Genomic DNA, 14,705 nt, shown 5'->3' with positions numbered 1-14,705 from the left:
CCGAAGGCCCCCAGGAGGCCCCGGGACCGACCCGGTGACGGTTGGGTCAGCCGGCCCCCGGGCCCGACAGGAGGCAGGGGCCGCAGGGCCGGCGTTCCAGCTGGATCGTGGCGTGCTCGATGCCGAATCGGTCGTGCAACCCCCCGGCGACCCGGGCGAGGAACGCGTCGTCGCCGGCCGGGTCGGGCTTGACCAGGTGCGCCGTCAGCGCGACCTCTGTCGTGCTCATGGCCCAGATGTGCAGGTCGTGCACGTCCTCGACCCCGACCTGGCCGGAGAGGAAGTCGCGCACCGACGACGGGTCGATCCCCTCGGGGACGGCCTGCATCGCCAGGTTGACCGACTCCCGGAGCAGGCCCCAGGTGCCCGCGAAGATCACCGCCGCGATCACCAGGCTGCTCGCCGGGTCGATCCAGGCCCACCCGGTCCAACGGATCCCCAGCCCCGCGACCACCACCCCCAGCGACACCCCCGCGTCGGCCGCCATGTGCAGGAACGCCCCCCGGACGTTCAGGTCCCGCGCCCGGCCCCTCAGGAACAGCAGCGCCGTCGCGGTGTTGATGAACACCCCGATCCCCGCCACGACCACGATGGTCGTCCCCGACGGCTCGATCGGCTCGGAGAGGCGGCGCATGGCCTCCCAGGCGATCCCGCCGACGGCCACCAGCAAGATCAGGGCGTTGAACAGCGCCGCCAGGATCGTCGAACTCCGCCAGCCGTAGGTGTGCCGCTCCGTCGGCCGGATCCGGGAGAGCGAGTACCCCCCCCAGGCCAGCAGCAGGCCGAGCACGTCGCCCAGGTTGTGCCCGGCGTCGGCCAGCAGAGACAGCGAGTTCGCCCAGAACCCGTACCCCGCCTCGAGGGCGACGTAGGCCACGTTCAGGGCCACCCCGATCCCGAACGCCCGGCCGTGACTCGGCGACGCGTGGTCATGCGAATGTGCCATCAACCGCTCCCCCCTCCAGGTCGATCGGGCGGACGGCCCGCCCCCTCGTCACACTCGGCGACCCCCCCGGCACGGCCGGGGCCGGGGCCGGGGCCGTCTCCCTCGGCCACCGGCCCGGGTGGGACGGCGGCCGGAGATTGGGATTATCCATCCTCGTCCCCCTCCTCGCCCTCGGCCGGCCGCTCGGGGGGCTCGAACCAGTGGTAGATGGCCGGCAGCACCACCAGCGTCAGCACTGTGGAGGTGACCACGCCGCCGATGACCACCGTCGCCAGCGGCCGCTGCACCTCGGCCCCGGCGCCGGTCGACAGCGCCATGGGCAGGAACCCCAGGGCGTCGGTCGTCGCCGTCATCAGCACCGGCCGGAGTCGGTCCATCGCCCCGCCGAAGACCGCCTCCCGCCGGTCGGCCCCCCCCCGACGCAGGTCCCGGACGTGCTCCACCAGCACCACGCCGTTCATGACCGCGATGCCGAACAGGGCGATGAACCCGATGCCCGCCGAGATCGAGAACGGCATGCCCCGCAGCCAGAGCGCCAGGATGCCCCCCGTCGCGGCGATCGGCACGTTTAAGAAGATCAACATTGTGAGCCGGAGCGACCCGAACGTCGCATAGAGCAGCGCGAAGATCAGCAGCAGGGCCACCGGGACGGCGATCGCCAGCCGGCCGGCCGCCTCCCGGAGGTTCTCGAACTGCCCCCCCCAGGAGACGACGTAGCCCGGCGGCAGGTCGACCCCCGAGCGGACGGCCTGCTGGGCCTCGGCCACGAACCCGGCCAGGTCCCGGCCCCGGACGTTCGCCTCGATCTGCAGCCGGCGCTGGATCGCCTCCCGGGTCACCAGGGCCGGGCCCTCCTCGACCGACAGGTCGGCCAGCTGCTCCAGCGGGATCTGCCGGCCCAGCGGGTCGGCGATCCGGATCTGCCGGAGCGCCTCCAGGTCCGATCGGTACTCCGGCGCGTAGCGCGCCTGCAGCGGGAACCTCGGCTGGCCTTCGAGTACCTGCCCGACGACGTTGCCGCCGATCGCGGAGACGGCGTCCAGCACGTCGGCGGCGTTGATGTCGTACCGGGCCAGCGCGTCCCGGTCGACGACGATCCGGATGTTCGGCTGGCCGGCGATCCGCTGCGCCCTCACGTCGGCGCCCCCCGGGACCCCGGCCACGGCGGCGACGATCTCGTCCCCCTTGCGTTCCAGCACGCCGAGATCCGGCCCGTAGAGGCTGATCCCGACGTCGGAGCGCACCCCGGAGATCAGCTCCTGCACCCTCAGCTCGATCGGCTGCGAGTCGCTGAATGAGTTCGACGGCACGTATCGCGTCAGCAGCCGGTCCATCGCGTCGACGAGCCGGTCCTTCCCGGGCCGGAGGTTCCGCCGCTCGAAGTCCCGGAAGATCTCCGTCGCCCATTCGAGCAGCTCCCCGTCCTTCGCCTCGGGGATCTCCGCCTCACCCGTCATCTCCCGGTGCACGGCTCGCATCACCTCCCGCAGGTCGGCGGGGCTCCGGGTCGTCGTCCGGCGCGGCACGGGCCGTTCCCGGAGACCCAGCGCCACCAGCGGCCATTCCAGCGGGGAGATCTCGGCCCTCGGGTGGAGCATGACGAAGATGTCGCTGATCTCCACGCCCATCGGGTCGGTGGCGATCTCCGGCCGGCCGGTCTTGGAGACGACCGTGTCCACCTCGGGGAATTGCATCAGCACGCGTTCGACGTTCGTCGTCCCCTCGATCGACTCCTCCAGCGAGACGCTCGGCAGCCGCCAGGCCTGGAACGCGACCGCCCCCTCGTCGAGCCGGGGGATGAACTCGGCCCCCAGCCCCGGCGCTATCACCGCCCCGACCGCCAGCAGCACCCCGGCCGACCCCACCGCCAGCCAGGGCCGGTCCAGTGCCCGGCGCAACACCGGGGCGTAGGCCGCCCTCGCCCCCCGGACCAGCGCCGTCTCCCTCCGGGCCACCCGGCCGGCCAGCAGCAGCGAGGCCAGCACGGGCATCACCGTGACCGAGAGCACCAGGGCCCCGGCCAGGGCCGACATGAAACTGATCGCCATCGGCCGGAACATCGCGCCCTCGATCCCCCTCAGGCTCAGCACCGGCAGGAAGACGAGGATGACCACCAGCCCCGAGAACAGCACCGGCCGGCCCACCTCCTTGGAGGCCTGCCGGAACACGCGCATCGGCACCGACCGCCGCTCGGGGTGGGCCGCCGCGTAGGCGCCGGCCCTCCGGATGCAGTTCTCGACCACCACCACCGCGCCGTCGACGATGATCCCGAAGTCGACCGCCCCCAGGCTCATCAGGTTGGCCGAGACGCCGAGCGCCTCCATCGCCAGGATCATGCCCAGGGCCGACAGCGGGATCGCCGCCGCCACGATCAGCCCGGCCCTCAGATCCCCCACCAGCAGCAGCAGCATGACCACCACCAGCAGGGCGCCCCCGCTGACGTTCTCGACGACCGTCGCGATCGTCCGGCCTATCAGGTCGGTGCGGTCGTAGAACGGGTCGATGACGACCCCCGGCGGCAGCGAGCCCTCGATCTCCGCGATCCGCTCCTTGACGCGGTCGACCACGACCCGGCCGTTCTCGCCGATGAGCATCATCACGATGCCGATGACCGCCTCCCCCTCGCCGTCCCGGGTGACGGCCCCCTGGCGGAGCATGGGGTCGAAGCGGACCTCGCCGACGTCCCGGACGAGGACCGGGGTGCCGTCCTCCCGGCTGGCCAGGACGATGTCCCCCACGTCGTCGAGATCCCGGATCAGCCCCTCACCCCGGACGATCCGCTGCTCCCGGTCGTGGACGATGTAGCCGCCGCCCTGGTTGTGGTTATTCCGCTCGAGCGCCTCGAAGACGTCGTTGAGCGGGATCCGGTAGTGGAGCAGCCTCGACGGGTCGAGCTGCACCTCGTAGGTCTTCAGCTCCCCGCCGAACGCGTTCACCTCGACCACCCCGGGCAGGCTCCTCAGCTGGAAGGCGACCTGCCAGTCCAGGATCGACCGCAGCTCCATCAGGTCGTGGTCGTACCCCGGCTCGGCCCGGACCTCGAACTGGAAGATCTCCCCCAGGCCGGAGGAGATCGGCCCCATCTCAGGCTCGCCGTAGCCCTCGGGGATGCCGCGGGTCGCCTCGCCGAGCCGGGCGTCGACGAGGTTCCGGGCCCAGTAGATGTCGGTCCCCTCCTCGAAGACGATCGTCACGGCGGAGAGGCCGAATCGGGTGACCGAGCGGACCTCCTCCACCCGGGGCAGGCCGCTCATGGCCGCCTCGACCGGGAAGGTGACGTACTGCTCCACCTCCACCGGCCCCAGGCCCGGCGCGTTGGTCAGCACCTGGACCTGCACGTTCGTCACGTCCGGCACCGCGTCGATCGGCAGCCGGAGCGCGGCCCCCACCCCCCCGGCGACCAGCAACGCGGCCAGCAGCAGGACGATGAGCCGATTGTCGAGCGATGCGACGATGATGCGGTCGATCATGGCCTCGGCTTCCTCCGGCTCAGTGTGCGTGGCCCGCTTCCCCCGACGCGTCCAGGAGCATCGCCGACTTCAGCGCGAAGGCCCCCGAGACGACCACCGGCTCCCCGGGCCGGAGCCCCCCGATCACCTCGACGGCCTCCCCCGGCACCCGGCGGCCGGTCGCCACGTCCCGCCGCTCGAACCGATCTCCGCCGAGGTGGACGAACAGGTATGACTCCCCCCCGCCCTCCTGCAACGCCGACTCCGGCACCCGCAACACCCCCCCCGCCACCCCGACCGGCAGCTCGACAGTGGCGAACTGGCCCGGCTTGAGCAGCCCATCGGCGTTGTCGGCCTCGGCCACCAGCCGCACGGTCCTCGTCGAGGGGTCGACGAGGTCCCCGGTGTAGAAGACCTCCGCCTCGAAGTCCCGGTCGGGGTACGACTCGGTCCGGAAGCGGATCGTCCGGCCCTGGAGCCCCGCCAGCAGCGGCAGGTCCTTCTCATAGATGTCCGCCCGCACCCAGACGGTCGACAGGTCGGCCAGGTCGAACAGCTTCTTCTGCGGGCCGACCCGCTCCTCGATCACCACGTCCTTCTCGGTGATCGTCCCCGAGAACGGGGCGGTGACGGTGGCATGCGCCACTTCTTCCCCTTCCCCCAGGGGGTCCATCGCATCGACCTCCGCCTCGTCGTAGCCGAGGATCATCAGGGCCGACCGCGCCGAGCCCTCCGCCACCCGGGCCTGCTCCAGGGCCTGCTGGGACTGGAGCCGGTGCTGTTCGGAGGTGAACGCGGCCTGCTCCATCACCGCCTTGTACTCGGCCAGCGCCGTCTCGAACTCGGCCTTGGTCTGCAGGTACGCCTTCTCGCTCAGGGCGTCCCGCCGGTTCAGCTCCGCGTCGCGATCGAACTCCGTCCGGGCCTGGACGAACCGGGCGTAGGAGGAGAGCAATTGCGACCGATACTCGCCCATCGGCCGGCCCTCGAAGCGGCCGACCACCTCCTGGACGGGGGGCTCCCCGTCGAGGACCTCGATGAGGTCCTTCACGTTCCGGTGGATCGTCGCGGCCCACTCGTCGTTGACCGACGCAATCCGGACCCCCTGGCGGGCCACCACCAGGGCGAGCTTGGCCTGGCCCACCTCCCGGCTGTCGATCAACGCCAGCTCGTCCCCCCGCTCGACCCGGTCGCCGAAGCGGACGTAGACCTCGTGGGCGATCCCCTCGACCACGGGGTAGACGTGGGCCAGCCGGTCCTCGTTGGCCGAGACGCTGCCGGTCACGGCCCGGACCAGCGTCAGGTCGCCCTCCTCCGCCGGCTCCACCCGGAGCCCCGCGGGGATCCATTGCTCCCGCGGCAACTCGACGACGCCGGGGGCGTGTCCCCCCTCGTCGTGCCCCCCGTGCCCACCCGGGTCGGGCGGGGTGCCGGGTCCTCCTCGGATCAAGAACAGCGAGCCGGCGCCGAGCGCAGCCCCCAGCAGCAGCCCCGCGAGGAGGCCCGGCGGGATCTTCTTCGAGAACGTCATGGAACGGATCCCCGGTCGAATCGGACGGTCGACGGACCGCGACGACCCCCCGCCGCCGGGTCGGGCGGGCGGGGCAGGTCGCCGAGACGAGGTCGCGTGGGCCGTCCGGGATCAGTCCCGGAAGGAGCCGAGGGCGATCCGGAGCGATCGGCCGACGGGGGGGCCGTCGGCGTCCTCCGGCCGGGGGATGGGGGGGCGGGCCGGGGGCCGGGACTCGGGCAGGTCCGGCCTCGACGTCAGCGGGGACGGGAGCGCCTTGCCCATCGCCCCCGACGACTCGTCCGCCTTGCCGGTCGGCTGGTTCGTCACGCCCTGGCAGGCGCACTCGTGCCCCTCGTCGTGGCAGACGTCCAGCGGGGCGGGCCCGTGGCCGTCGTCCCTCGCCGGCGTCTCGGCGCACCGGCCGTCGCACGGGGCCTCGGCCTCGGCCGACCCGCAGAGCAGCGGGTCGGCCAGGAGGATGCCGATCATGAGTGCGACGAGGCCGGGTCGAATCATGCGGGCCACCTGGACCAGATCGGGTGCGAGGGACTCCCCCATTGTAGACGGTCGGCCCGATCGCGGAACCCCGAAGTCGCCGATCAGCCCGGACGCCCCGGCTCCCGGCGGGCGTCCGAGGGCGGTGCCGGGGCCGACTCGGCCCGTGCGTCCGCCCTCATGGCGATGTCGGGCACGAGGGCGGCCACGGTGACGACCGCCAGGAACGTCGTCGGGATCAGCACCAGGTACTTCCAGCGGCCCTCGAACAGCAGGTGCATGAAGAACAGGCCCACCAGCCCCGCCTTGGCGACCGCCAGCAGCATCAGCCCGCCGATCAACACCAGGGGAGTCGACCCGGCGAAGGCCTTGGCGTAGATGTATTCCGCCAGGGTCAGCAGCAGGAGCGCGAGGAAGACGCGCAGGTACGCCTTCACGTGCGACGTGTGCTGCTGCTCGGCGATCACCACCGTGGTCGGCGTCCCGGTCGGGTCCATGCGATTCCCCCTCCGCCCCGGCGTTCGGTTCCCCGCCCGGGCAACCCACTCAGATCAGGTAGACGACCGTGAACAGGAGGATCCAGACGAGGTCGACGAAGTGCCAGTACAGCCCCGCCAGCTCGACCGCCGCGTGGTCCTCCCTCGAATAGCCGCCGAACAGCGACCGCAGCCAGATCACCGTCAGCGCCAGCACCCCCCCGGTGACGTGCGCCCCGTGGAAGCCGGTCATCGTGAAGAAGGCCGAGGCGAACAGGCTCGCCTCCGGCCGGAAGTGGCCCGAGGCGCTCACGCCCACCGAATAGCGGTGGCCGAACATCAGTTGATAGTACTCATAGACCTGGATGCCCAGGAACGTCGAGCCGATGAGGATCGTCGCCAGCAGCCAGAGCGAGAGCCGGACCTTGTCCCCCCGCTGGATGGCCGCCAGCGCCAGCACCATGGTCACCGACGAGCAGATCAGGATGAACGTGTTCAGCGCCGTCAGGTCGATGCTCAGGGGGTTGACCAGCCCGTTGTACGGCTCCGGCCAGGAGGACGACTCAAGCCCCTCGATGCTGGCCTCGGCCCCGACCGACCCCAGTGCCTCCTGCAACCCGTCCACGTCGGCCGGGCCGTAGGCGGAATCGACCAGCACGACGGTCGACCCCACCGAGTGCGCCGTCTCGACGAGGTGCCCGGCCTCCTCGGCCGTCATCCCGTTCGCCTCGCGGATCAGGCGGACGACCGCCCCCTCGTCGGCCCCGGCGTCGGTGAGGACGACCCCCCGGGCGTCCTGGCGGGCGGCCAGGTCGGTGCCGGGGGGGAAGAGGGTGCTGTACGAGCCCGGCGGGCTGCCGGCCCGGAGGACGATGTAGGAGCCGATCAGGCCGGTGAAGAACATCACCTCGGTGGCCAGGAACAGCCAGAGCGCTACCTTGCCCGGCGTGGCCGGGGGGGCGTGGCGTGCCCCCCCCCCGGCGGGGGGGTGGGCGTGGTCGTGGGGCTCTCCGGTCGGCTCCTCGCCGAAGGGGGGTGTCTCGGCCATCTCGGCTCCCATTGCGATCGACCGTCGACCCGACGCGAGGCCGGGCCGACGTCGACGTCGGCCCGGCCTCGCGTCGGGTCGGGCCGGTTCAGGCCGGCAGGGGGTTGAGCAAGAGCAGCAGCAGGATCGCGGGCAAGTGCAAGAACGACGCCCCGAGCAGCCGCCGGGCGGTCGCGTCGGAGACATCCTGCCAGAACCTCACGGCCCCGGCCAGGTAGTACAGGCCCAGCGCCAGGGCCCCGATGCAATACACCGGGCCCGCCAGGCCGATCGCCACCGGCAGCAGTCCCACCGGCACCAGCACCAGGGCATGACCCGCCGCCTGCCGGCCGGTGAGCACGCCGAGCGGGTCGACGCAGGGGAGCATCCGGTGGCCACCCCGGGCGTAGTCCTCCCGGTGGATCCAGGCGATGGCCAGGAAGTGCGGGAACTGCCAGAGGAAGACGATCAGGAACAGGGCCCAGGCCTCGATGCCCAGCTGGCCCGTCGCCGCCGCCCAGCCGATCACCGGGGGCAGTGCGCCCGGCACGGCGCCGACGGCCGTGTTCAGGGTCGTCACCGGCTTCAGCAGGGTGTAGACGAATGCGTAGAGCACGAACGTCACCAGCGCCACCGCCGCCGCGACCGGGTGCGGCCCCACCAGCAGCAGGGCCAGCCCCGCCAGCCCCAGCGCCGTCCCGAACACCGCCGCCTTCCCGGCCGACACCCGCCCGCTCGGGATCGGCCGTCGGGCCGTCCGACGCATCCGGGCGTCCCGGGACCGCTCGACCACCTGGTTCCAGACGCTCCCGCTGGCCGCGACCAGCGCGGTGCCCACCAGCGCCGAGGCCAGGTAGAACGGGTTCGCCGCCCCCCGGGCCCCGAGCAGGTAGCCGACGGTGACCGTCACCAGCACCAGGGCGACGATCCTCGGCTTCGTCAGGGCGACGTAGTCCTCCAGCCCGCCGATTCGTGCCTCCTCCCGCCCGAGGTCAGCCCGATCGACGGGCGACGTGCGGGGGGCTCGGGGATCGGCGAGTGCGGCGGCGGATGCCGTCGGGGCGGCCATGTTCATCGGATCGCGGCCTCCAGGGCGCGTTCGTTGGGTTCGATCGGGACGTGAGCATTCGAAGGTCGGCCCCGGAGGCCCGACGGGCGGGCGGCCCGCATCGCGAGCACGGTCGACGCCGCCAGCAGCAGCGCCCCGTTGGCCTGGTGGGCGGTCCTCACGACGGCCTGGCCCCGGGTCACCGGCCGGGGGAGGCCGTCGAACGGCCGGAGCACCCACCACGAGGCGACGCCCAGCGCCACCTGCACCACCACCAGGGCCAGCGTCGCCCTCGCCGAAGGCACCAGCGAAGGCCATCGCCCTCGGCCTCGCAGCACCGCGAACGCGAGCGCCGAGACCGTCATCAGCACCGCAACCGCCATCGAGCTGTGGGTCACCAGGCCGAGGCTCCGGTGCCGGAGCAAGGCACCGGCGACGATCTGCGCGTAGACCAGCAGCGCCGCCGCCGCCGCCCACCACCGCAAGCCTCCCCGGTCGGGGGCCGACGGCCGGGGACCGGACCATCCCCGGCCGGTGACGACGCAGAGCGCGACCAGCAGCGCGAAGAACGCCTGCCCGGTGCAGCCGTGCACCGCCGCCAGGTCGGTCGAGTTCAGCCGGACCCGGTAGCCCCCCAGGGCCCCCTGGATGATGACCGCCGTGAGCGCCAGCCAGCCCAACGCGGGCATCCCCCGCCGCCAGACCGCCGCGTACCAGAGCGCCAGCATCGAGCCGACGACCCCCAGCACCGCGATCCCCGCGAAGAACGGCTCGACCCCGGAGAGCCAGACCCACGCCCCCGCCAGCACCGCCGCCGACGCCACCGCGACCCCCGCCGGCCGCCACGCCCCCCGGCCCGCCTCGCCGGTGAACCAGAAGGCCAGCACCACGCACCCCAGCCCCGAGAGCGTCCCGAGCAGCCGGTGCAGGTGCTCGACGTAGACGCCCCAGGGCGCCGTCCAGAAGTCGTACACGAACATGTTGATGCCGAACGTCGTCGGCCAGTCGGGCACCGCCATGCCGACCCGGTAGGTCGTCACCAGCCCCCCGACGAACAGCAGGGGCCAGGTCACGGCGGCGGCGACCAGGGCGACCCGGTGCGGCCCCGGGCGGTAACGGCCCGGGCCCGGGTCGGCGGTCGTTCGGTCGTTCGGTTCCGGTTCGTTCATCGCGGAATTCGATCGGGGGAGGGGGTGCGGCCCGGGGCGGGTGGCGGTCCCGTGCGACTCGAAGCGACCCGGCTCAGGCCATGATCTCCGGCAGCGGCTCGGACCGGGGCGGGAGGGGCTCCGTCTGCGGCAGGTAGTCGGTCTCGGCGTCCGGCACGCTGTACTCGTAGGCCGGGTGGTAGACCGTCGGGATGTGCGCGAAGTTGTAGTGCGGCGGCGGCGAGGCGGTCTGCCACTCCAGCGTGTTCGCCAGCCACGGGTTCGCCGTCGCCCGGCGGCCGATCACCAGGCTCGCGAAGAAATTGTAGACGAGGATCAACTGCGTCGCCCCCAGGCCCAGGGCGCAGATCGTCATGAACTGGTTCATGCCGATGACCGCGTCATTGTTAAACAGCTCATATCCCGTGTAGTCGGCGTATCGCCTCGGCTGGGCGTGCATGCCGACGATGTGCATCGGGAAGAACGTGCCGTTGAAGAAGAGGAACGACAGGGCGAAGTGGATCTTCCCCAGGGTCTCATTCATCATCCGGCCGAACATCTTGGGGAACCAGTAGTACAACGCCGCGAAGATGCCGAACGTGCTGCCGCCGAAGAGGACGTAGTGGATGTGCGCGACGATGAAATAGGTGTCGTGGATGTGGATGTCCGTCGGCGTCGCCGCCATGAAGATGCCCGACAGCCCGCCGATCACGAACATCGACACGAACGCCACCGCGTTGAGCATCGCCGAGGTGAAATGCAGGCTGCCGCCCCACATCGTCCCCAGCCAGTTGAACGTCTTGATCGCCGACGGCAGCGCGATCAGGATCGTCGAGAGCATGAACGTCGCCCCCAGGGCCGGGTTCATGCCCGACTGGAACATGTGGTGGCCCCAGACGATGAAGCCCAGCAGCGCGATCCCGGCGAGGGCGAACACCATCGGCTTGTAGCCGAACAGCGGCTTGCGGCTGAAGGTCGAGATGACATCCGAGACGATCCCCATCGCCGGCAGGATCATCACGTACACCGCCGGGTGGCTGTAGAACCAGAACAGGTGCTGCCACAAGAGCGGGTGACCGCCGCCGACCCGCTCCGGCCCGTTCGCCACCGACCAGTCCGGCGGCGTGAAGAAGTTCGTCCCCGCCACCCGGTCGAGCAGCTGCATCACCAGCGCCGAGGTCAAGACCGGCAGCGCGAAGGCCTGCAACAGCGCCGTGATGAAGATCCCCCAGACCGTCATCGGCATCCGGAACAGCGTCATGCCCGGCGCCCGCAGCATCAGCACCGTCGTGATGTAGTTGATCGACCCCATCATCGACGACACCCCCGCGAACAGCAGCGCCACCAGCCAGATTGTCTGACCGTTCAGCGAGCCGGGCGTCGACCAGAAGAACGTCGACAGCGGCGGGTAGCCCGTCCAGCCCGCCTCGGGGGCTCCCCCGGGCACGGCGAAGGCGAAGACGATCAGCGCGAAGCCCGGCCACATGAACCAGTAGGAGATCATGTTCAGGGTCGGGAAGGCCATGTCCCGGGCCCCGATCATCAGCGGGATCAGGAAGTTGCCGAAGGCGCCGGTCAGGATCGGGATGATCACGAAGAAGATCATGATCGTCCCGTGCATCGTCACCAGCTTGTTGTAGAACTCCGGCGGCATCTGCCCGCCCGAGGTCCCCCACAACGCGCTCAGGTGCGGCACGTCGCTCCAGGGCCACGCCAACTGCCAGCGGATCGCCATCGCCAGCAGGCCGCCGAGCACGAAGAAGATCAGGCCCGAGAACAGGAACTGGATGCCGATGACCTTGTGGTCGGTCGAGAAGACGTAGCGGGTCAGCGGGTTCCGGGGGGCCGGGTGGATGTGCTCGTCGTGCCCCGGGGCGTGGCCGCTGGAGGGGATGACGCCGGGGGGCATCCCCGTGTCGGGCCCGGCGTGCTCGGGGCCGGTGGCCTTCGACGTCGCGTCCGGATTCGCGTGCGGGTCGGTGCTCATCGGGCTTCGCTCTCACTCCACTCGGGGGCGGCGGCGAGGTCGGCCTCGGCCCCGGCCGGGTCGGCGGCCGGCTCGCTGCGGTCCTGCTCTCGGAGCGCCTGCTCCACCCACTCGTCGAACTCATCCCGGGTCTCGTGCACGACCACCTGCGCCCGCATCTTGTAGTGCCCCCAGCCGCACAGCTCGGCGCAGAGCAGCTCGTACCGCCCCGCCTTGCTCGCGTCGAACAGCACCGGGATCGTCATCCCGGGCACCGCGTCCTGCTTGATCCGCAACTGGGGCAGGAAGAACGAGTGCAGCACGTCCTCCGACTTCAGGTGGATGATCGTCGGCTCGTCCTTCACGAAGTGCAGGTCGTTCACCGTGTGCAGGTCGTCCCCCGTGCCCAGCTCGCCGTCGGGGCCGGGGTAGCGCATCTTCCACTGGAACTGCCGGGCGGTGATCTCCGCCAGGGGCGCCACGTCCGGATAGGTGCTCTTGAACTTGATGTCCGCCCAGGCCCTCAGCTGGTACAGCGCCAGGAACACGAGGATCGCCGCCGGGATCACCGTCCAGACGATCTCCACCTTCAGGCTGCCGTGGGAGTAGACCGCCTTCCGGCCAGGCCGGGCCCGGAACCGCCACATCGCCACCACCATCGCCGCCATCACGCCGACGAACGTCAGCCCCGTGATGAGCAAGATGAGGATGTAGAGGTGGTCGATCTGCACCGCCGCCGTCGACACCGGGGCCCGCAGGCCCCCCCCCGGCTCGGTGACCGACGCGATCGCCCCGGCCGCCCCCTCCCCCAGCCCCTCCAGCGCCTCGATCGCCTCGTCGAGTGCCGGGTCGGCCCCGTCCCCGGCGGCCAGCGCCGCCCTCGCCTCGATCATCGCGGCGGAGGCCCCGGCCGCCCGACCCTGCAAGGCCCGGGTCCGGCCGGTCAGGAAGCCCTCGGAGGCCAGCCGGCCGAGCCTCGCCGACTGCCCGTCCGCCCAGGCCCTCGCCTCGTCCAACGGCTGGAGCCCGGCGGGGCCGGTCGCCCCGGCCCCCCCCTTCATCGCCCCCAGCGTCGAGGCCATCCCGGGGGCCTGCCCCGAGATTTCCCCCAGCGTCTCCAGCGCCCCGGCGTTCGTGCCCTTGTAGCTCGGGAGCCACCAGTCGTCGTCGAACGGGGCGTACGCGAACGCCGCGACGGCGAGGACCGTGGTCAGCCCGAACAGGAGGCTCCAGTACTTCACGTCGAGGCTCCGAAGGTCGATTCCGAGCGGGCCGGCCGGGTCGAGGGGGTCAGGTCGGGTCGGTCATCGGGACGCCGTGGCGGCGGCGGCCCCGGCCGCGGCGGGGGGCGAGGTCGCGCCGAGCCTCCGGACCTGGTCCGGGCGGAGCAGGTCCGGCCGCTGCGGCAGGGCGAGCACGAAGTTGACCAGGTGCCAGAGGTCGTCCGGGTCCTGGAGCGTCGGGGCGTGCGCCGGCATGGCCGTGCCGGTGATCCCGGTGGCGATCCTCCAGTACAGGTCGATCGGCCGGCGGCCCCCCTTGTATACCCCCCGGTTCAGGTCGGCCGGGCGGAGCGGGTCGCCCCACTCGTCCCCCCATCGCCGCTGCTGCTCCTCGGCGATCGCCTTGAGCGTCTCCAGCGTGGTCGGGTCGCCCGGGTCGTGGTTCTCCAGGAAGACGTACGTGTTGAACGTCTCCGGGTCGATCCAGCTCGGGCCGTCCCCCTTGCCCCCCGACCCGTGGCAGCCGGCGCACTCCAGCTTCACGTCCGACGCCACCCCCAGGAACAGCTCCCGGCCCCGGGCGATGCTCTGCTCGGTCGCCTCCACCCGGGGGGAGAGGGGCTGCATCGCGGCCTCGGGCGCCTGGGAGTCTTCCCAGTTCGGGAAGATCACCCCCTGGGTGACGTCCTCGGCGATGAACTCGAACTCCTCCCGCATCTCGGGGTCGGCGAAGTCCTCCTCGGCGAAGAACGACGCCTCCTCGATCAGGGCCCGCTCGACTTCTCCCCTCATGCTGAGGTAGGCCACGTAGTCGATGACCCGCTCGGTCTCCTCGTCGGTCAACTGGGCGCCGAAGGCGGGCATCGAGGTGCCGTCGATCCCGTGCCGGATCACCCGCCGCAGGTCGTCCCGGGTCGGCTTCTTGCCGTAGTCGGTGGAGGTGAACTTGAACATCCCCTGGCGGTAGTCCCGGGGCCGGGGGTAGAGGAAGTCGGCGGTCGGCCCCTCGCCGTCCCCGGTGATGCCGTGGCAGTGCAGGCAGTGTCGGGTGTAGACCGCCTGCCCGGCCGACAGCGGGCCCGGCTCGGCCGGACGATCGGCGACCGGGACGATCTCCGCATCCCCCTCGCCCTCGGATCCGTCGCCGCCCTCGCCCCCGATCCCCTCCAGCCCGCTCGGCGGCAGGCCGGAGCCCTCGGGGGCCCGGATGGTGTCAGGGGAGGCGCCGAACATGGCGTCGACCGTCGTCTCGACGGCCCCCCTCGCGTTCGGCTTCTCGGCGAACTCCTCGCCCGAGAGCCGCTCGTCGTGCGAGAACACGACCGGCTCCGGCTCGGCGCACCCGGAGGCCAGGCCGAGCAGGACGAAGCCTCCGACGATCCAGTGCGGTCGCCTCGCGATCTTCACGCGAGAT

The 14,705-nt window shown here is 71.7% G+C and carries 11 protein-coding genes; all 11 read right to left on the bottom strand.

Annotated elements, in window-relative coordinates; all coding sequences use genetic code 11:
• Positions 1-46: 46 nt before the first annotated feature.
• Positions 47-946 (bottom strand): cation diffusion facilitator family transporter, encoded by a 900-nt coding sequence (locus ElP_RS09580; RefSeq protein ID WP_145268721.1) that lies wholly within the window; start codon positions 944-946, stop codon positions 47-49.
• Between the two features lie 143 nt (positions 947-1,089).
• Positions 1,090-4,416 carry an efflux RND transporter permease subunit gene (locus ElP_RS37775; protein ID WP_197446842.1) on the bottom strand — a complete coding sequence of 1,109 codons (3,327 nt, stop codon included), beginning with the start codon at positions 4,414-4,416 and terminating at the stop codon, positions 1,090-1,092.
• Between the two features lie 19 nt (positions 4,417-4,435).
• Complete coding sequence (locus tag ElP_RS09570; RefSeq protein WP_145268719.1) at positions 4,436-5,926, bottom strand: efflux RND transporter periplasmic adaptor subunit; 1,491 nt, start codon at positions 5,924-5,926, stop codon at positions 4,436-4,438.
• A gap of 111 nt (positions 5,927-6,037) precedes the next feature.
• The gene (locus ElP_RS09565) at positions 6,038-6,424 is read right to left on the bottom strand and encodes a hypothetical protein (protein WP_145268717.1); all 387 of its coding nucleotides are present in this window, start codon (positions 6,422-6,424) and stop codon (positions 6,038-6,040) included.
• Between the two features lie 83 nt (positions 6,425-6,507).
• Complete coding sequence (locus ElP_RS09560; protein ID WP_145268715.1) at positions 6,508-6,900, bottom strand: cytochrome C oxidase subunit IV family protein; 393 nt, start codon at positions 6,898-6,900, stop codon at positions 6,508-6,510.
• A 49-nt stretch (positions 6,901-6,949) separates the two neighbouring features.
• Positions 6,950-7,927, bottom strand: a complete 978-nt coding sequence (locus ElP_RS09555) for a cytochrome c oxidase subunit 3 (protein ID WP_145268713.1) — start codon at positions 7,925-7,927, stop codon at positions 6,950-6,952.
• An 88-nt stretch (positions 7,928-8,015) separates the two neighbouring features.
• Positions 8,016-8,981: a heme o synthase gene (gene cyoE, locus ElP_RS09550; RefSeq protein ID WP_231749604.1), complete on the bottom strand. Its 966-nt coding sequence runs from the start codon at positions 8,979-8,981 to the stop codon at positions 8,016-8,018.
• Positions 8,978-10,123, bottom strand: coding sequence for a COX15/CtaA family protein (locus ElP_RS39470; protein WP_231749602.1), 1,146 nt, complete (start codon positions 10,121-10,123; stop codon positions 8,978-8,980). The genes cyoE and ElP_RS39470 overlap by 4 nt, the downstream gene beginning before the upstream one ends.
• A 73-nt stretch (positions 10,124-10,196) precedes the next feature.
• Positions 10,197-12,089, bottom strand: a complete 1,893-nt coding sequence (locus ElP_RS09540; protein ID WP_231749600.1) for a cytochrome c oxidase subunit I — start codon at positions 12,087-12,089, stop codon at positions 10,197-10,199.
• Positions 12,086-13,309 (bottom strand): cytochrome c oxidase subunit II, encoded by a 1,224-nt coding sequence (gene coxB, locus ElP_RS09535; RefSeq protein WP_231749598.1) that lies wholly within the window; start codon positions 13,307-13,309, stop codon positions 12,086-12,088. The genes ElP_RS09540 and coxB overlap by 4 nt, the downstream gene beginning before the upstream one ends.
• A 63-nt stretch (positions 13,310-13,372) precedes the next feature.
• The gene (locus ElP_RS09530; protein WP_145268711.1) at positions 13,373-14,698 is read right to left on the bottom strand and encodes a c-type cytochrome; all 1,326 of its coding nucleotides are present in this window, start codon (positions 14,696-14,698) and stop codon (positions 13,373-13,375) included.
• Positions 14,699-14,705: the final 7 nt, after the last annotated feature.

It is taken from the genome of Tautonia plasticadhaerens (assembly GCF_007752535.1).
GTDB lineage: Bacteria > Planctomycetota > Planctomycetia > Isosphaerales > Isosphaeraceae > Tautonia > Tautonia plasticadhaerens.
The sequence above is the reverse complement of the archived record's forward strand: the minus strand, read 5'-3'. Positions and strand labels throughout refer to the sequence as shown.

Bases quoted from the DNA above. Each gene is read 5' to 3' on its own strand.
- ElP_RS09580 (WP_145268721.1), bottom strand. From the start codon at position 946: ATGGCACATTCGCATGACCACGCGTCGCCGAGTCACGGCCGGGCGTTC.
- ElP_RS39470 (WP_231749602.1), bottom strand. From the start codon at position 10,123: ATGAACGAACCGGAACCGAACGACCGAACGACCGCCGACCCGGGCCCG.
- ElP_RS09570 (WP_145268719.1), bottom strand. From the start codon at position 5,926: ATGACGTTCTCGAAGAAGATCCCGCCGGGCCTCCTCGCGGGGCTGCTG.
- cyoE (WP_231749604.1), bottom strand. From the start codon at position 8,981: ATGAACATGGCCGCCCCGACGGCATCCGCCGCCGCACTCGCCGATCCC.
- ElP_RS09560 (WP_145268715.1), bottom strand. From the start codon at position 6,900: ATGGACCCGACCGGGACGCCGACCACGGTGGTGATCGCCGAGCAGCAG.
- ElP_RS37775 (WP_197446842.1), bottom strand. From the start codon at position 4,416: ATGATCGACCGCATCATCGTCGCATCGCTCGACAATCGGCTCATCGTC.
- ElP_RS09565 (WP_145268717.1), bottom strand. From the start codon at position 6,424: ATGATTCGACCCGGCCTCGTCGCACTCATGATCGGCATCCTCCTGGCC.
- ElP_RS09555 (WP_145268713.1), bottom strand. From the start codon at position 7,927: ATGGCCGAGACACCCCCCTTCGGCGAGGAGCCGACCGGAGAGCCCCAC.
- ElP_RS09540 (WP_231749600.1), bottom strand. From the start codon at position 12,089: ATGAGCACCGACCCGCACGCGAATCCGGACGCGACGTCGAAGGCCACC.